A 16,959-nucleotide genomic window follows, 5' to 3' on the forward strand; every position below is an offset into this window, starting at 1 on the left:
CCCTCCCCGCCCCCGCGCGACCGGCCCGGCCGGCCTCGCCATCGCCGCACTCGTCGTCGGCATCGTCGCGTTCCTCGTCGGCCTCGTGCCGGTCTTCGGAGCACTCGTCGGCATCGCCGCCGTCGTCCTGGGCGTCCTTGCCCTGCGCCGCGGTCAGTCGAAGGCGATGTCGATCACCGGGGTCGTCCTCGGCGGTCTCGCCGTCCTCGCCTCGCTGCTGACGACCATCGGCTTCGGAGCCGCCGTGAACTCGGCCTCGAGCGACCGCCCGGCGGCCGTGATCGTCGAGTCGTCCCAGCCCACCACCGCTCCCGTCGCGCCGGCCACGGAGGAGGCGGCGGTCGTCGAGACGGCGGAGCCCGCACCCGTCGAGACAGCAGCCCCGGTCGAGACGGCCGCGCCCGCCCCCGCCCCTGTCGAGACGGCAGCGGCTGCGCAGGTCTCGCCCGAGTCCGCCTCGGCGCTCATCAAGGCGCAGAGCTACTCCGAGATGCTCCACATGAGCAAGGCGGGCCTGTACGGCCAGCTGACCTCCGAGTACGGGGAGCAGTTCTCGCCGGAGGCCGCGCAGTACGCGGTGGACACCGTCTCCGCCGACTGGAACGCCAACGCGCTGGCGAAGGCGAAGGACTACCAGGCTCAGATGGCGATGGCGCCGGAGGCCATCCGCGACCAGCTGACCAGCGAGTACGGCGAGCAGTTCACGAGCGACGAGGCCGACTACGCCATCGCGCACCTGAACGACTAGTCCCCTTCGGATCGCCGCGGCACCGCGCCGCGAGGGGCCGGTGAGCAGTTCCTCCCGAGGCGCCGCCATCCGTCGACCACGACCCGGGCGACGGATGGCGGCGGACCGCCGGAGCCGCCTCAGGCCAGGACGGCGAGGGTGACGGGGAGCGCCTCGCTCCAGGTGCCGGTCAGCCGGTCCACGCCCTCCAGGAACGGCGGCGCGAGCACCCGTGCGAGAACGAGAGTCAGGCCGTCGGCCGAGGTCGTGGTGGTCCGTGCGTCGCTGCGGACGAGCACCGTCGACGGCGGACCGGACGCTCCGGCGCCTGATCCGCTGCCCTGCACCGTGGCGGTCGACGGACGCATGACGCGCTTCCCGTCCTCCTCGAAGTACTGCTCGACCTCCCGGGCGCCGGTGCGGATCGCCGCGGCGAAGGCGGCGACCGCCACCGGGTCGCCGGCCCCGTCGTAGACCCAGCGACGGCCGAGGACGGTGTGCTCGACGGTCGCCAGGAGATGCGCGTCACCGCCGACGAGAGGCGACCCGCGGTAGGTCAGCGGCACCTGGAGCGGCGGCTGCCCGCTCGACTGGACGATGAGCGTCTCCACTCCCACCTCGCCATCGGGGTCGTCGAACCGGTAGGCGCCGAGCTGCGTGAATCCGCCGCCCTCGCACCAGGGCTGCGTCGGCGCCCAGGTCTCCACGATCTCGAGCTTCCCGGGGGTGATCGTCGCGCGGTGCAGAAGGGCCATGCCCCGAGAGTAGAGGCGGCCGATCAGGCCGGAGTCGTGCCCGTCAGCGCGGCGCGGGGGTCAGCGTGCGGCGCCCGCCGTCGCCGACTCGGGCAGGGTGCTCATGGGGAGCGTGTACTCGCCCTTCAGCGCCGAGATCCAGACGGTGGTCGGAGCGACGGCGGCGAAGTTCGAGTTGAGCAGCGCCATCAGCGTGGTGTGCAGGGAGTGCGCGTCGATCGAGCCCGCGTCGTTCGTGATCGCGATCGCGCCCGTCGCGTCCGAGAGGACCTCGGCGCGGAGCCCGTGCGTCTCCGCCTCGGCGGCCGAGGCGAGGATGCAGTTGTTGGTCATGTAGCCGACGAGGGTGATCGTGTCGACGTCGTGCTCGCGCAGCCAGTCGAGCAGGTCGGTGCCCGCGAAGACCGTGCCGAACTGCTTCGTGACGTTCTTCCACGAGTCCGAGCGGCGCTTCTCGATCTCCGGGTGCAGCGCGAAGGACGGGCCCGAGGGGTCGAAGATCGACGCGCCCTCGCCCGCGCTGTGCTGGACGACGGCGATCGGGAGGCCCGCGGCGGCGGCGGAGTCGAGTGCGGCGGCGATCCTCGGCAGCGACTGCGCGTGCGGCGGGTACTGGATCTCGAGCGGACCGCTGAAGTACTCCTGCTGCACGTCGACGAGGATCAGTGCGCGGCGCGGTGTGGTCATGAGGTGCTCCCATCGATGGCGGACGTCCCCGATCCTCCCGCCCGGGGCTGGGAGCGGCGGTCAGCCACGCGGCCCGCGACCCGGTCGTGGGCGCAGGCCCACACCTCCTCGTGCTCGAGCGGAGTGAGGGCGCCGGTGTCGAGCAGCCGGTCGGCCCGCCGCAGCACGGCCGCGATCGCCGCCAGCTCGGCGACGGCGGGGGAGTCGACGTCCGCGATCACGAGCCGGCGGGCGCAGGCCCGGCGGAGGCGGCGGGTCGAGCGGGCCGAGCGGAGCAGGAGCGACGCGGTCGGCAGGGCGAGCGCGGCCAGCAGGAGGAGGGACAGCCGGTCGAGCGCGAGGGTCCCGACCGCGCCGGCGGCCATCGCGACCACGACCAGCTGCGGACCGGCCGCGTGCAGGCGCAGGCGCCTCCGTTCCTCGACGGAGGTGCCGGGCGCGACGACCACGAGCTCGCTCCGGACGACGCCGTACCGGCTCGTGCCGATGGTGTGGCGGCCCCAGCGGGGCCCGGAGTCGAGGAGGCGGAGGAGCAGGTGCACGAGCGCCATCGTCGGCCCGCGGCGGCGAGTGAGCGGGGGTCCTGACGGAACGCGGACGCGTACCGGGCCCATCCGCACGGTCCGCTCACACGACGCTCGCGACGCCCTCACGACGCGGGATCGCGCGCCGACGTCCCTCCACAGCCGATTACCCGTGAGGAAAGCGTGAGGATCCGCTCATTCCGGGCGGGCGCGCTCCTCACGGCGAGTAGAAACATCCAGTGACCTCTTCCGTCGTCCGTGGCGACCCCGACGCCCTCGAACCCTCCCCTCTCTCCTCCGCGCGCGCGGGCGGGGTGAAGGCGTGGCTCCTCGAGGGCCTCCGCGACGACTCCGGAGCCCACCCCGGGCCCCACGCGGCCACCGGGAAGACGCACTCGTGGTGGCGCGTCATGTGCCTCACCGGGGTCGACTACTTCTCCACCCTCGGCTACCAGCCCGCGATCGCGGCGCTCGCCGCGGGCCTGGTCTCGCCGCTCGCGACGATCGTCCTGGTGGTCCTGACCCTGCTCGGCGCGCTCCCCGTCTACCGCCGCGTGGCCCGCGAGAGCTTCCGCGGCGAGGGGTCGATCGCGATGCTGGAGCGCCTGCTGCCCTGGTGGGGCGGCAAGCTCTTCGTCCTCGTGCTGCTGGGGTTCGCGGCCACCGACTTCATGATCACGATCACCCTCTCCGCGGCCGACGCGACGGCACACGCGGTGGAGAACCCGTTCGCCCCGGCCTGGTTCCACGGGGCCGAGGTGCCGCTCACGCTGGGCCTGATCGCCCTGCTGGGGATCGTGTTCCTCCGCGGGTTCCGCGAGGCCATCTCGATCGCGGTCGTGCTCGTGGCCGTGTTCCTCCTGCTCAACGCCATCGTGATCGCCGTGGCGATCGGGCACGTGGCCGAGAACCCCGTCGTCATCGGCGACTGGTGGTCGGCGCTCACGACCCAGCACGGGAATCCGCTGATCATGGTCGGCATCGCGCTCATCGTGTTCCCCAAGCTCGCGCTCGGGCTCTCCGGCTTCGAGACCGGCGTCGCGGTCATGCCGCAGATCCGCGGCGACGCGGACGACACCGAGGACGCCCCCGTCGGCCGCATCCGCGGGGCGAAGCGGCTGCTCATCACCGCCGCCGTCACGATGTCGGCGTTCCTCATCACCTCGAGCTTCGTGACCACGCTGCTCATCCCGCAGGCGCAGTTCCAGCCCGGCGGCGAGGCGAACGGCCGAGCGCTGGCCTACCTCGCCCACGAGTACCTCGGCGAGGGCTTCGGCACGGTCTACGACATCGCGACGATCTGCATCCTCTGGTTCGCGGGAGCCTCCGCCCTGGCCGGCCTGCTCAACATCGTCCCGCGCTACCTGCCCCGCTACGGCATGGCGCCGCAGTGGGCCGGCGCCGTGCGTCCGCTCGTGCTGGTCTTCACCGTCGTCGCCTTCGTCATCACGATCCTCTTCCGCGCCGACGTCGACGCCCAGGGCGGGGCCTACGCGACCGGCGTGCTGGTGCTGATCACCTCCGCGTCCGTCGCGGTGTTCCTCTCGGCGAAGCGCAAGAAGCAGCGCAAGCGGGCGGTGGGCTTCGCGGTCATCGCGCTGGTCTTCGTCTACACGACGGTGGTCAACGTGGTCGAGCGGCCCGACGGCGTGCGGATCGCGGCGGTCTTCATCGTCGGCATCCTCGCGGTCTCGCTCGTCTCGCGCGTGCACCGCTCGTTCCAGCTGCGCGCCACCTCCGTGGTGTTCGACGCCGCCGCGATCGACTTCCTCACCACGGACGCCGACGACTACGGCGTGATCCGCATCCTCGCGAACGAGCCCGACGACGGCTCCGAGGCCGAGTACCGGGACAAGCTGGCGGAGGAGCAGCGCGACAGCAACCTGCCGATGCGCGGTCCGGTGCTCTTCCTCGAGGTGCACACCACCGACTCCTCCGACTTCGAGGAGGACCTGGTCGTGCAGGGCCGCGTCTGCCACGGCTTCCGCGTGCTCACGGTGACCAGCGGCAACATCCCGAACACCATCGCCACGGTGCTGCTCGAGATCCGCGACCTCACCGGCGTGATCCCGGACGTCTACTTCGAGTGGACCGAGGGCGGCCCCCTCTCCAACATGTTCCGCTTCCTCATCACCGGCACCGGCGAGGTCGCCCCCGTCACCCGCGAGGTCCTCCGCCGCGCCGAGTCGCGCCGCGACCGCCGCCCTGGCGTGCACGTGGGCTGACGCCGTGCGGTCCCGTACCGTGGGCGCGAGCGCCCGTCGGGGCGCCGACACCGACGAACGGACGACGATGACCCTCGAGGACCAGCGCGCGCACATCCTGACCGGCGCCGTGTACGACGACATGACCCCCGAGCTCGTCGCCGCGCGCGAGCGGGCGGTGCTCGCCTCGAACGCCTACAACGCGAGCTTCGGGCGCCCGCCGGTCGAGCGGGTGGCTCTGCTCCGCGAGCTCGTCGCCTCGGTGGGCGCGGACACGCATCTCGAGCCGACGTTCCGCTGCGAGTTCGGGTTCAACATCACGATCGGCGACCGCTTCTACGCGAACTTCGACTGCATCCTCCTCGACGGCGCCCCCATCACGATCGGCGACGACGTCCTCTTCGGGCCGCGGGTCTCGATCTACACCTCGAACCACGCGCTCGACCCGGCCGAGCGGGCGGCCGGCGCCTGCACCGCGAAGCCGGTCGTCGTCGGTGACGGTGTCTGGATCGGCGGTGGCGTCACGATCAACCAGGGCGTCACCATCGGCGCCGGGGCCGTGATCGGCTCGGGCAGCGTCGTCACCCGCGACGTCCCTCCGCTCACGATCGCCGCAGGCGTCCCCGCCCGCGTCCTCCGCGCGATCACCCCCGACGATCGGACGGGCTACCGCCCCAGCCACTGAGCGAAGGCGCGTGGCCGAGCTGGCGTCACCGAGACGAAGAGCATCTCGATCAACGCAGCGTGCCATGAGGCTCCATAGGGCGCCATCTCGACGATCGATGGCCCCGGGATGTGAGGATAGGTCGCATTATCTCCGAACAATCATAGGAGCTTTATGCGGTTAAGAAAGTCCAAGGCAATGGTGGCACTACTCGTCGCCGTCGGTATCGGGGCCCCTGTGGCGGCAGGTCAGCCAGCAGACGTGCGCGGCGATCCGATCGTACTCATGCAATCACTTGCGGGCGAACTCCTGCTTCCATCATCCCCTGAAACCACTATAAGTCTCGGCCCGAGCGCTACTGCATTCGAGGGTCTTGCTGGTCCGGCTGTCTCTGTGACCACTATCGATCAAACTTCTTCCGTTGATCTGGGTTTGAGTTCAGGCGCGGAGCAGGAGCGCTCCGCGCAAGACGACTTCACTTAGTTCTCAACGCCTAATAACGAGTTTGCGACTGCTATCCGTTCCACTCCGACGGGAGCGCAGATTCTCTTCTCAACGTACAACTCCGAGCATCTCGATGAGATGCGGGTTTCCTTCCACATCGAGAGTCATCTCGACAACGTCGATGGAAGTGTTTATCTTTTCCTCGAGAACGGGAAGACTCTTTATGTGGAGAAGCCCTGGGCGAGAGACGCATCGGGTGCTGATGTCTCAACGCATTTTGAGGTAGATGGAGACTATCTACGTCAAATCATCGAGAGTCCGGAAGATGTTAGGTACCCTCTCGTAGCCGATCCCGCATGGAGTCATACCATGGACTATGGGATCGGCTCTACAACTCCGGGAGTGGCGCAGAAGGTTCTTCACGGATGCTTCAACTGCTATTTCCCCGTACCCGGGGCGCCAAGAGATTTTCCCGCTGCAGGAGGGGACTCACCCCTGAGTATCGGCCTGATGAACCTTCACTGTACTTTCAAGCAAGAGCGAGTGGGGCCCTTCCCAGACGAGCCCACCTACTCTTTCATGTTCGATTCAGCCGAGGGTCATGTGGATGGCCTCGGCTCTCGAATAACCTTCGCCTTCTTCAAGAAGCCAGGTGAGGGAACCTTCACTCTTAGTGTCCACGGCTACATCGTCAACGACAATCCGGGGGGCTTCGGCAGGCCCGCCTACCTGACCGGGGCAGCCGGTCAATGGTCGATCTTCCAGAAGAACATGAGCAATCTCACCGTCAGGAGTTGAAACTGAGAGGCGATTCGATGAGGACCCTTGTGGCTTTCGCGGGTATCGGAGCGCTGGTGGTCGCCGTGACCTTCGCTGCCGCTCCTTTCCTCGGGGGCGCGCTCATGGTCGGATTCGTTCTGTATCTGGTCGTAGCAGCTACGGCCTCCGCGCTGACCACCTGTCGCCGCTCTCATGAGGCCACCGAGAGTCACGCTTACGCAGCCCCGCTCCCGTCCTGGGTCGTGTCGGTGATTGCGTACGCCTGTCTCGATGCGCTCTCCACAGGAACGGTCGACGTCGCCCGACTGCCGGGCTTCGCGGCGATGTTCTCTGTATGGCCGGTTCTCCATCTCCTCGTCGTGTTCTCAGCGCGACGCTGTCGCCGAGGAGTCGATGCGCTCGGGCGCGCCGACCCCTGACTGCGCGCCCGGTGACCGCGAGATGCCATCTGCGTCCGGGACAGGCCGAGGAACACCGTCACAGGTGGCATGTCACTGGGACTTGAGCGAGGGGCCGTCTGGGATCCGGACACCGCCCGCCGCTCGGGCAGCGTCGTCACCCGCGACGTCCCTCCGCTCACGATCGCCGCAGGCGTCCCCGCCCGCGTCCTCCGCGCGATCACCCCCGACGATCGGACGGGCTACCGCCCCAGCCACTGAGCGCCGCGCCCCTCCGCCCCGCGCTCATCCGCGAGATGCCACTTCGGTACGCCTCGCCCGGCGTGTCGCGTACTCAACTGGCATCTCGCGGGATGCCGCCCGGCTCCGCTCGCGAGATGCCACCTGTGAGGGAGACACGCCGTCAGGGAGCGTCATAAGTGGCATCTCGCGGGAGGGAGAGGGTGATCCGCCCTCAGGACTTCACCGTCGACAGCGGCTCGGTGATGCTCTCGAGGCTGCGGCGCTCGGCATCGACGCCGAAGATCAGGGCGATCACGCCGCCGAGGATCATCACGGCGGCGCCGACGAAGTAGCCGATCGTCAGCGGGCCGCGGTCGCTGCCGTCGCCGATCAGGGCGCCGTAGAGGGCGGGGGCGACAGCTCCGGCGATCTGGCCGAGAGTGAAGAAGTACGAGATCGCCTGGCTGCGCAGTTCGAGCGGGAAGATCTCGCTCACGGTGAGGTAGGCGCTCGAGGCCCCCGCGGAGGCGAAGAAGAACGACACGCACCAGAGGATCGTCTGCGTCGTCGCGGTCAGCACGTCCATGCTGAACAGGACGGCGGACACGGCCAGGACCGCTCCCGAGACGCCGTAGGTGAGGAAGATCATCTTCCGCCGGCCCCAGACGTCGAACAGGTGGCCCAGCACCAGCGGGCCGACGAGGTTGCCGATCGCGAACGGGAAGAAGAAGTACGAGATCGCGCTCTGCTCGACTCCGTAGAAGTTCTCCAGCACCAGCGCGTAGGTGAAGAAGATCGCGTTGTAGAGGAACGACTGGGTGATCATCATCGTCGCGCCCACCAGCGTCCGCTTCGGGTACTGGCGCAGCAGCACGCGGGCGATGGTGCGGAACGGGATGCTCTCCGTCGCCTTCACGGTGATCGCCTTCGCGTCGTCGACGGGCTCGAGCACCCCGCCCTCGGCCTCCACCCGGCGCTCGATCTCGTCGACGGTGCGCTCCGCCTCCTCCTCGCGGCCGTGGGTCATCAGCCAGCGCGGGCTCTCGGGGATGTGGCGGCGGAGGTAGATGATCGCCAGGCCCAGGATCGGGCCGAGGAAGAAGCCGAGGCGCCAGCCGACGTTCTCGGCGAAGAGGGCGTCGTTCAGGAAGAACAGGTTGGCCGCGGAGCCGAGAGCCGCGCCGCCCCAGTAGGTGCCGTTGATCGCGATGTCGACGCGGCCGCGGTACTTGGAGGGGATGAGCTCGTCGATCGCGGAGTTGATCGCCGCGTACTCGCCGCCGATCCCCATGCCCGCGAAGAAGCGGAACACGGCGAGGAAGGCGTAGTTCGGCGCGAGTCCCGCCAGGCCGCTGGCGACCAGGTAGATGACGAGCGTCAGGATGAACAGCTTCCGCCGCCCGAGCTTGTCGCTCAGCCGGCCGAAGATGAGGGCGCCCGCGATCTGGCCGACCAGGTAGATCGTCCCGAGCAGGCCGACCTCGAAGGCCGAGAGCCCGAACTCCTTCGCGAAGCCGGCGGACGCGACGATCTGGATCTCGAGTCCGTCCAGGACCCACGAGAAGCCGAGGCCGACGACGATCGACCAGTGGAAGCGGGTCCAGGGGAGCCTGTCGATGCGGGCGGGCACGAGGCTCCGGACCGGGCCGCGCGGACTGGTGGATGTCGACATGGCGAGCGCCTTCCTGTCGCCCCGGCGTCGTTGCGGAGGAACGCTGTCCCGAGCGCGGCGAGACGACACTAGACCCGCGGGCGGGTCCGTATCGCCGGGCTATTCACCCCTTGTCACGGACCGCCGAACGGGTGTATCCGGGGGATCGGTGCCCACCCGGACGCGGAGCGAGGCGCGGTGCTCATCGGTCCGGATCCGGAGCGCGGCGCGGTGGGCTCGAGCCCGGATCCGTCCCGCGGGGCCTGACGCCGCCCGCCTCCTCGGCCTAGCGTGGAGGCATGATCGACGCGACGCCCGCGGGCACCCCCACCTACGTCCTCAGCGAGGGGCCCGTCTGGGATCCGGACACCGCCCGCCTCACCTGGGTCGACATCGAGGCCGGCGCGGTCCTCTCCGCACCCGTCACGGCGGAGGGGGTCGGCGCCATCTCGCGCACCGACGTCGGCGAGCAGGTCGGCGCCGCGCTGCCGCTGGGCGACGGGCGGACGCTGGTCGCGCTGACCCGACGGCTCGCGATCCTGGAGGTCGACGGCTCCCTCACGCGCGGCTCCGAGCTGCTGCCGGAGGGGCACCGCTTCAACGACGGCACGATCGACCCGCAGGGGCGCCTCCTCGTCGGCTCGCTGACCCTCGGCGAGTCGGCGGGCGACGACGTCCTGCTGCGCATCGAGCACGACGGATCCGTCACCGTGCTCGACGACGACCTGCGGCTCTCGAACGGGCTCGGCTTCTCGCCGGACGGCTCCGTGCTGTACTCGGCCGACACCGAGTCGGGCGTGATCCACCGCCGCTCCTACGCGGACGCCGAGCACGGCCCGCGCGAGCCCTTCGTCGAGCTCGAGGAGGGCGTGTTCGCCGACGGACTGACCGTGGACGCCGACGGCCGCGTGTGGGTCGCGGTCTGGGGCGGGAGCGGCGTGCGGGTCTTCGAGGCCGACGGCAGCCCGGTCGAGGGCGAGGGCATCAGGATCGACGCCCCGCACTCCTCCAGCATCGCCTTCGCGGGGGAGGACCTGGACCTCGCGGTCGTCACCTCCGCATCGCGCGACCTCTCGGCGGACGAGCGGGCTCGTCATCCGCACGCCGGCGGACTGTGGATCGCGCAGCCCGGAGCCCGGGGCCGCGTCGCCACGCGCTGGGTGGAGGGCCCGCTGCCCTAGGGGCGGCCGGTCGCCCGTCAGACGACGGGCGTCGTCGGCCCGCTCGGCTCCGACGCCGGCTGCGGCACGAGGGTCAGCCGCGAGATGCGGTAGCGGTCGGTCTCGGCCACACGGAGCAGGTGGTCGCCGACGAGGACGGAGTCGCCCACCACGGCGACGCGGCCGATCCGGTCGAGGACGAACCCGCCGACCGTCTCGTACGGGCCCTCGGGCAGCTCGATGCCCAGCTGCTCCGCCAGGTCCTCGAGGATCATCCCGCCGTCGACGTCGTGCAGCTGCTCGGCGGCCTTCGCGTCGACCGCCTGGCGGGCGCCGTCGTACTCGTCGTAGATCTCGCCGACGAGCTCCTCGAGCAGGTCCTCCAGCGTGATGATGCCGTCGGTCCCGCCGTACTCGTCGATGACGACGGCGATCTGGTGGCCGTCCTGGCGCATGGTGCGCAGCGCCGCGAGCACCTTCGTCGTCCCGGGGACCGCGAGGATCGGGCGGGTGATGTCGGCGACGCTGCTCGCGGTTCCGGCGCGGCCCGCCTCCGGGAACGCGGACATCAGGTCGCGCACGTGGACGAAGCCGAGCACGTCGTCGAAGTCGTCGCCGACCACCGGGTAGCGCGAGTGCGGCTGGTCGAGGACCGCCGCGTAGCCCTCGGCCACGCTGAGCGCGCCGCGGAGGAAGTCGACGTCCGGGCGAGGGCGCATCACCTCGGCGACGCGGCGGTCGTCCGCGCGGAAGATGTCGGTCAGCAGCCGGCGGCTGTCCTCGTGGATCTCGGTGTTGCTGGAGATCATGTCGCGCACCTCGTCGGCCGAGACGCTCTCGCCCTTCTCGCGCGGGTCGGCGCCGAGGAGGCGGACGACGGCGTCGGTGGAGACGGACAGCAGCCAGATCACGGGGCGCATCAGGCGCGCGAGGGCGTTGAGCGGGGGCGCGAGAGCCTTGGTGAACGTGACGGACTTCTGCATCGCCAGGCGCTTGGGGACCAGCTCGCCCAGCACCAGGGAGAGGTACGCGATGACGAGGGTCATCAGGATCAGGGCGACGGTGGAGGCGGCGGAGGCCGAGAGGCCGAGCGACTGCAGCGGCGGCACGAGATCGGGCGCGATGGTCGAGGCGCCGTACGCCGAGGAGAAGAAGCCGGCGAGGGTGACGCCGATCTGGACCGCGGAGAGGAACGTGTTGGGGTTGCGGACCAGCTCGGCGATGCGCCGGCCGCGCTCGCTGCCGGCCTCGATCGCGCGGACTTGGCTCTCGCGGAGGCTGACGATGGCCATCTCGGTGCCCGCGAAGACGCCTCCGAGGAGGACGAACAGCACGACGAGGCCGATGTTGAGGAGGGTGTCGAGATCCACGCCGACCAGAGTAGGGATGCCGGCCGTGAGAACGCCTCGTGGACTCTCAGGGAGCGGGGCCGGGCCCGCGCGACTCCGGGGACGTCGCGGTACTCGCTCGCGAGCCCTGCGACTCGCGAGGAGTCGCGGTGGGCGGGCGGGACGACGCCCCGCCCGCCCGCTCAGGATGCGTCGGCCGGGCGCACGCCGATCGTGAGGATGAGGTTCGCGTAGATACGGCGGTCGCCCGAGGCGATGGTGAGCGCGACGTCGGGCGTGCGCGCCTCGGCGTAGAAGGCGTGCCGCTCGAGGGAGGTGAAGGGGACGCCGTCGAGGGACCGGCGGAACGCGTCCTGCGCGGGGACGTCGATCCCGGGCGCGGGGGTCATGACCGTCGCCTCCTCGACGACGATCGCCGAGAGCAGTGCGTCGAGGATCTCGTCGACGGTCAGCATGTCGGGCCGGAGGTTCAGGTGCACCAGGGCCGAGTTCGGGCCGAGCGTGGTGCCGACGGGGTAGTTGCCGTCGGCGATGAGGACGCGGGAGCCGTGGCCGGCGCGGGCGAGCGCGTGCAGGATCTCGGGGTGGAGGAGGGTCGTGGTCAGCAAGAGGAGCTCCTAGAGGTCGTGGAGGTGGGCGACGGACGAGCCGGCGAGCAGGCGGCCGGGGAGCCTCCGCTCCTGGGGGCCGGGCTGCTCCGCCCCGGAGTCGAGGCGGAGGCGGACGAGGGCGGCGGCCTCGGCGGCGATCGCCTCCGTCGGCTGGGCGATCGTGGTCAGGTGCGGGAGGACCACGCGGGCCAGCTCGACGTTGTCGAAGCCGACGACGGAGAGGTCCGCCGGCACGCGCAGTCCGGAGTCGCCCAGCGCGATCAGGGCGCCGACCGTCAGCTCTCGGTTGCTCGCGAACAGGGCGGTCGGCCGGGGGCTCAGGGCGAGGATCCGCTCGACGGCGGCGACCCCGCTCTCGACCGTCAGCGGGCCGCGGACCACGGCGTCGTCTGCGGGGTGCACGCCGCGGTCGGCCAGCGCGGCGAGGAAGCCGGCCGTCCGCTCCCGGGTGGAGGACACTCCGTCCTCCCCGCCGAGCACGGCGATCGAGCGGTGGCCGTGGTCGAGGAGGTGGCGGGCGGCGGAGGCGCCGGCGCCCGCGTTGTCGAGCGCGACGCGATCGGTGACCAGGGCGTCGTCGATCCAGTCGACTACCACCACGGGGGTGCCCTGCTCGGAGGCGCGGCGCAGCGCGTCGACGTCGCCCGCGGACGGCACCGCCACGATCCCGTCGACCATCTTCTCGAGCAGCAGGTCGACCGCCGCGCCCGGCTCCGGGCGGCTCACGCCGACCAGCACGCCGATGCCCTCCTCGCGCAGCGCCCGCTCGAGGCCCGCGATGATCGAGAGGTGGAACTCGTTGTCGAGGGCGGGCAGCAGCACCCCGACCGTGCGGGAGCGCCGCGAGCGCAGGCCGCGCGCGAAGCCGTTGACGCGGAAGCCGACCTCGGCCGCCGCCGCCTCGATCGCGGCCCGGTTCTCGGGGCGCACGGGGAGCCCGTTGTAGTGCTTCGAGATGGTCGAGAGCGAGAGCCCGGTCAGCCGCTGCAGGTCCTTGTAGGTGGCCACGTCACAGGGTGGCGCTGGGCGAGCCGTAGCCGCTCCAGCCCGGGATCGTGCCGTCGGCGTCCCACAGGTCGAGCCAGCCGGTGCTGCCGGGCCAGAGGAAGACCTGGCCCTTGATCAGCCGGTTGTTGTGCTCGGCGCCGCGCAGCGCCTCCTGCTCCTCGGCCGTGAGCACCAGGGAGGCGGCGGCCAGGTTCGCCTCGATCTGCTCCGGCTTCACCGCGAACGGGATCGGGATCTGGCCGCGGTTCACCGCCCAGGCGAGGCACACGACGGCCGGATGCACGCCGCGCTCGTCGGCGATCGCCCGCACCGCGGGGTGCTCGATGTCGACGATGTCGCCCTCCACCCGGTCGCGCTCGGGCCGCGACGGCGAGCCCAGCGGGGAGTAGCCGATCGGCTGGACGCGGTGGTCGAGGCAGAAGCGGAACAGCTCCGGCTGCTGGAAGCAGGGGTGCAGCTCCATCTCGTTCAGCTGCGGGGCGATGCGGACGTCGGCGAGGATCCGCTCGAGCTTGGGGATCGTGACGTTGGAGGTGCCGAGGTGCCGGACGAGTCCCCGGTCGACCAGGCTCTCGAGCGCGCGCCAGGTCTCGAGGAACGCCTCGTGGACGTACGGGCGGGCGTGCGGATCGCGCGCGTCGGTCTCGGCGTGCGGGGGGTGGTGGTTGGGGAAGGGCCAGTGCACGAAGACGGCGTCGAGCACGTCGAGGCCGAGGTCGGCGAGCGAGCGCTCGACGGAGGCGACGGCCGCGGCGGGCTCGTGCGCGTCGTTCCAGATCTTCGACATGACGAAGAGCTCGTCGCGGTCGACTCCGGACTCGGCGATCGCCCTGCCGACGCGCGGCTCGTTGCCGTAGACGGTGGCGCAGTCGAGGAGGCGGAAGCCGGCGCGGAGGGAGTGCTCGACCGCGAGGCCGACGGTCTCGGCGTCGTAGCGGTCGGAGCCGAACGTCCCGGCGCCGATCGCGGGGATGCGGCTGCCGCTCGCGAGGACACGGTGGCTCGGCGGAGTGGGGGCCATGGGGGTCCTCCTGGTGCGGCGAGGGGCGAAACGTTGCGCTTCACGGTAGGCGGGAGAGGATGCCGGCGTCAACGAGTGCGCATGCTCCCGTGCGTAACGTTTCGTTCGTGGCGCGCTCGTCCCCTCGTCCCCCTGCCTCCCGCCTCCGTCGAAACGCCGAGAGTCGTCGCACTCGAGCTCGACTGCGACGACTCCTGGACTGTCGGAAGGGCGGCGGGCGCACGACGAGCGGCCGGCGGACCGACGTCCGGAGCCCGGCGCTCCGCTCAGACCAGCCGGCGCGACTCCTCCGTGACCACGCGGAACCAGCGCGCGCCGTAGCCGTCGAGGGACACCGACACGGTGCCGTCCTCGCCGAGCGGCAGCGACTCGCCGCCGAGCGAGTCGACCAGCCGCGCCCCGGCGGGGGTGTCGGGGAGCGTCAGGTGCGCCGTGCGCGGGTTCGACGCCAGGTTGTGCACCGCGACGGTCGAGCCGGTCGACGCGGACATCCGGTGCGCGAGCACGCTCGCCTCGTCGCAGGGGAGGTGCGTGTACTCGCCCCAGCCGATCTCGGGCGACCGCCGGTACAGCCAGGCGAGGCCCTTCACGTGAGCCAGGAGGGAGTCCGGATCCTGGAGCTGCGCGGCCGCGTTCACGTGCTCGGGTCCGAAGCCGCCGCCGGGTGGGGCGGCGATCAGGTCGGCCGCGTCGGCGCGCGAGAACCCGCCGTTGGCCGCGCTGCTCCACTGCATCGGGGTCCGCACGGCGCTGCGGCCCGGGATGTCGGCGTTCTCGCCCATCCCGATCTCCTCGCCGTAGTACAGCACCGGGGCCCCGGGCAGCGAGAAGACCAGGCTGTGGACCAGGCGGACGCGGCGGAGGTCGCCGTCGACCATCGGCGGGAGGCGGCGGACGATGCCGCGCCCGTGGATCCGCTGCGACTGCTCCGGCGCGAACGCCGCGAAGACCTCGTCGCGCTCGTCGTCGCTCAGCTGGTCGAGGGTGAGCTCGTCGTGGTTGCGCGCGAAGTTCGCCCACTGGCTGCCGACGGAGATCTCGGGGCGGCTCGCGAGCGCCTCCACGAGCGGCGCCGCCTCCTCCCGGGCCAGCGCGAGGTAGAGGCGCTGATTGCCGATGAAGTCGAACTGCATCGACAGCTCGTCCGCGTCCTCGCCGCCGAAGAAGCCGAGCTGCTCCTCGCGGGTCACGTTGACCTCGCCCAGCAGCATCGCCTCGCCGGAGCGCCGAGAGACGAAGCGGCGCAGCAGGCGCAGCCACTCGTGCTCGTCGCGTTCGCCGGGCTCGATCAGGTACGGAACCGCGTCGACCCGGAAGCCGTCGACGCCCAGCTGCAGCCAGAATCCGATGAGCTTCGCGATCTCGTCGCGCACGGCAGGGTTCTCGGTGTTGAGGTCCGGCTGGTGCCGGTAGAAGTGGTGCAGGTAGTACTGGCCGGCCTCCTCGTCGCGGAACCAGACGCCGTCCTCCGCGTCCGGGAACACGTTCGCCGGCTGATCGGCGGGCGGCTCGTCGCGCCAGACGTAGTAGTCGCGGTACGGGCTGTCGGGGGAGGAGCGGGCGGCCAGGAACCAGGGGTGCTGGTCCGAGGTGTGGTTGACGACGAGGTCGACGATCACGCGCATCCCACGGTCGTGGGCGGTCCGGATCACCTCGACGACGTCGCCGTGGTGCCCGAAGCGCTCGTCCACTCCGTAGAAGTCGCTGATGTCGTAGCCGTTGTCGCGGACGGCCGCCATGCCCAGCTCCAGCTCGGCGAAGGTGGTCGACAGCGGAGAGAGACCGATCCGGATGCCGTCGGGCCGCCGGAAGTCCGGCACGATCCCCTCCGCCTGCAGCCGCGGCACGAGGCCGGCGAACGACTCGTGCGCGATGGTCACGTGCGATCCGCGCCGGGCGGGGTCGAGCGGAGTCGCCACCCGCACCCCTCGCGGCACCAGCCACGCGTCGGCCAGCTCCAGCGCGTACGCCGTCATCGCCTCGGACTTCGCGCGCACCGCGGTCATGCCCACCGAGGCGATCAGCGCGATCATGTCCTGCATCGCGAGCATCCCCGTGATCGGCGGGGTCCCGCTGAGGAAGCGCCGCATCCCCTCGGCCGGACGGTAGCCGGGGCCCATCTCGAACATGTCGGCGACGCCCATCCAGCCCTGGACCGGCTGCGCGAGCGAGCCCTGGTGCCGGGAGGCGACGTACGCCCACGCGGGCGCCCCCGGGCCTCCGTTGAGGTACTTGTAGGAGCAGCCGACCGCGAGGTCCGCGCCCCACGCGTCGAGCTCGAGCGGCACCGAGCCGACGGAGTGGGAGGCGTCCCAGAGCACGAGCGCGCCGGCCTCGTGCGCCTGGGCGGTGATCGCCGCGGCGTCGGCGAGGAACCCCGAGCGGTAGGCGACGTGGCTGAGCAGCACCAGCGCCGTCCGCTCGCCGAGCACCGGGGCGAGGTCGTCGGGGCCGACGCCGCTCCCGGGGTCGGAGTCGATCCAGCGGAGCGTGCTGCCGGTCTCGGCCGCGATGCCCTCCAGCACGTACCGGTCGGTGGGGAAGTTGTCGGTGTCCACGACGATCTCGTCGCGCCCCTGCTCCGCCTGGCGGGCGATCGCCGCGCGGGCGAGCTTGTAGAGCAGGACGGTCGTGGAGTCGGCGACGACCGTCTGCCCGGCCGCGGCTCCCAGCACCGCGGAGCCCAGGGCGTCGCCGACCTCGAGCGGCAGGTCGAGCCAGCCCTCCTCCCAGCCGCGGATGAGGCGGCCGCCC

General features: G+C 71.2%; 15 protein-coding genes and 1 pseudogene. 6 read left to right on the top strand and 10 right to left on the bottom strand.

The window, feature by feature from the left end; translation table 11 throughout:
- Positions 1-748: Ltp family lipoprotein (locus C5D44_RS17070; RefSeq protein ID WP_258068029.1), on the top strand; the 748-nt coding region annotated here is incomplete at its 5' end.
- A gap of 119 nt (positions 749-867) precedes the next feature.
- On the opposite strand, the gene C5D44_RS17075 is transcribed toward C5D44_RS17070, so the two are convergent.
- Genes C5D44_RS17075 through C5D44_RS17085 form a run of 3 tightly spaced genes read right to left on the bottom strand, consistent with a single transcriptional unit; the run spans position 868 to position 2,711 of the window.
- A complete protein-coding gene (locus C5D44_RS17075) occupies positions 868-1,482 on the bottom strand; it encodes a hypothetical protein (RefSeq protein WP_104277882.1) in 615 nt (204 codons plus the stop codon).
- Positions 1,483-1,542: 60 nt separating this feature from the next.
- A complete protein-coding gene (locus C5D44_RS17080) occupies positions 1,543-2,169 on the bottom strand; it encodes an isochorismatase family protein (protein ID WP_104282343.1) in 627 nt (208 codons plus the stop codon).
- Positions 2,166-2,711, bottom strand: a complete 546-nt coding sequence (locus C5D44_RS17085; RefSeq protein WP_146088089.1) for a DUF6611 family protein — start codon at positions 2,709-2,711, stop codon at positions 2,166-2,168. The genes C5D44_RS17080 and C5D44_RS17085 overlap by 4 nt, the downstream gene beginning before the upstream one ends.
- Positions 2,712-2,932: 221 nt before the next feature.
- Between C5D44_RS17085 and C5D44_RS17090 the strand changes: the two genes are divergently transcribed.
- The 4 genes from C5D44_RS17090 to C5D44_RS17110 all read left to right on the top strand — a co-directional run bounded on the left by C5D44_RS17090 (position 2,933) and on the right by C5D44_RS17110 (position 7,444).
- Positions 2,933-4,918: an amino acid permease gene (locus tag C5D44_RS17090; protein WP_374954083.1), complete on the top strand. Its 1,986-nt coding sequence runs from the start codon at positions 2,933-2,935 to the stop codon at positions 4,916-4,918.
- 4 nt (positions 4,919-4,922) lie between these two features.
- Entirely contained in the window at positions 4,923-5,582 is a 660-nt protein-coding gene (locus C5D44_RS18680) for a sugar O-acetyltransferase (protein WP_308471653.1), read from the top strand.
- A gap of 561 nt (positions 5,583-6,143) precedes the next feature.
- Entirely contained in the window at positions 6,144-6,803 is a 660-nt protein-coding gene (locus C5D44_RS17830) for a hypothetical protein (protein WP_146088090.1), read from the top strand.
- Positions 6,804-7,273: 470 nt separating this feature from the next.
- Positions 7,274-7,444, top strand: coding sequence for a hypothetical protein (locus C5D44_RS17110; protein WP_219812892.1), 171 nt, complete (start codon positions 7,274-7,276; stop codon positions 7,442-7,444).
- A gap of 193 nt (positions 7,445-7,637) precedes the next feature.
- Here the strand turns inward: C5D44_RS17110 and C5D44_RS17115 are convergent, their stop codons facing one another.
- Positions 7,638-9,077, bottom strand: coding sequence for an MFS transporter (locus C5D44_RS17115; RefSeq protein WP_104277887.1), 1,440 nt, complete (start codon positions 9,075-9,077; stop codon positions 7,638-7,640).
- Positions 9,078-9,355: 278 nt separating this feature from the next.
- Between C5D44_RS17115 and C5D44_RS17120 the strand changes: the two genes are divergently transcribed.
- Positions 9,356-10,237, top strand: a complete 882-nt coding sequence (locus C5D44_RS17120; protein WP_104282346.1) for an SMP-30/gluconolactonase/LRE family protein — start codon at positions 9,356-9,358, stop codon at positions 10,235-10,237.
- A gap of 17 nt (positions 10,238-10,254) precedes the next feature.
- Here the strand turns inward: C5D44_RS17120 and C5D44_RS17125 are convergent, their stop codons facing one another.
- The 6 genes and pseudogenes from C5D44_RS17125 to C5D44_RS18615 all read right to left on the bottom strand — a co-directional run.
- Positions 10,255-11,586, bottom strand: a complete 1,332-nt coding sequence (locus C5D44_RS17125; RefSeq protein WP_104277889.1) for a hemolysin family protein — start codon at positions 11,584-11,586, stop codon at positions 10,255-10,257.
- 161 nt (positions 11,587-11,747) lie between these two features.
- Positions 11,748-12,173, bottom strand: coding sequence for an RbsD/FucU family protein (locus C5D44_RS17130; RefSeq protein WP_104225080.1), 426 nt, complete (start codon positions 12,171-12,173; stop codon positions 11,748-11,750).
- A 9-nt stretch (positions 12,174-12,182) separates the two neighbouring features.
- On the bottom strand, positions 12,183-13,184 hold the full coding sequence (locus C5D44_RS17135; RefSeq protein WP_104282347.1) for a LacI family DNA-binding transcriptional regulator: 1,002 nt from the start codon (positions 13,182-13,184) through the stop codon (positions 12,183-12,185).
- A 1-nt stretch (position 13,185) separates the two neighbouring features.
- The gene (locus C5D44_RS17140; protein ID WP_104277892.1) at positions 13,186-14,205 is read right to left on the bottom strand and encodes an aldo/keto reductase; all 1,020 of its coding nucleotides are present in this window, start codon (positions 14,203-14,205) and stop codon (positions 13,186-13,188) included.
- Between the two features lie 266 nt (positions 14,206-14,471).
- Positions 14,472-15,944: an alpha-amylase family glycosyl hydrolase gene (locus C5D44_RS18610; RefSeq protein WP_181118547.1), complete on the bottom strand. Its 1,473-nt coding sequence runs from the start codon at positions 15,942-15,944 to the stop codon at positions 14,472-14,474.
- Positions 15,927-16,959, bottom strand: a pseudogene (locus C5D44_RS18615) (kynureninase); the annotation flags it as partial. The pseudogene C5D44_RS18615 and the gene C5D44_RS18610, both read right to left, overlap by 18 nt.

It is taken from the genome of Rathayibacter sp. AY1B5 (assembly GCF_002932795.1).
Classification (GTDB): Bacteria; Actinomycetota; Actinomycetes; order Actinomycetales; family Microbacteriaceae; genus Rathayibacter.

Bases quoted from the DNA above. Each gene is read 5' to 3' on its own strand.
- C5D44_RS17140 (WP_104277892.1), bottom strand. From the start codon at position 14,205: ATGGCCCCCACTCCGCCGAGCCACCGTGTCCTCGCGAGCGGCAGCCGC.
- C5D44_RS17110 (WP_219812892.1), top strand. From the start codon at position 7,274: ATGTCACTGGGACTTGAGCGAGGGGCCGTCTGGGATCCGGACACCGCC.
- C5D44_RS17830 (WP_146088090.1), top strand. From the start codon at position 6,144: ATGCGGGTTTCCTTCCACATCGAGAGTCATCTCGACAACGTCGATGGA.
- C5D44_RS17120 (WP_104282346.1), top strand. From the start codon at position 9,356: ATGATCGACGCGACGCCCGCGGGCACCCCCACCTACGTCCTCAGCGAG.
- C5D44_RS17115 (WP_104277887.1), bottom strand. From the start codon at position 9,077: ATGTCGACATCCACCAGTCCGCGCGGCCCGGTCCGGAGCCTCGTGCCC.
- C5D44_RS17075 (WP_104277882.1), bottom strand. From the start codon at position 1,482: ATGGCCCTTCTGCACCGCGCGACGATCACCCCCGGGAAGCTCGAGATC.
- C5D44_RS17080 (WP_104282343.1), bottom strand. From the start codon at position 2,169: ATGACCACACCGCGCCGCGCACTGATCCTCGTCGACGTGCAGCAGGAG.
- C5D44_RS18610 (WP_181118547.1), bottom strand. From the start codon at position 15,944: ATGGCGGCCGTCCGCGACAACGGCTACGACATCAGCGACTTCTACGGA.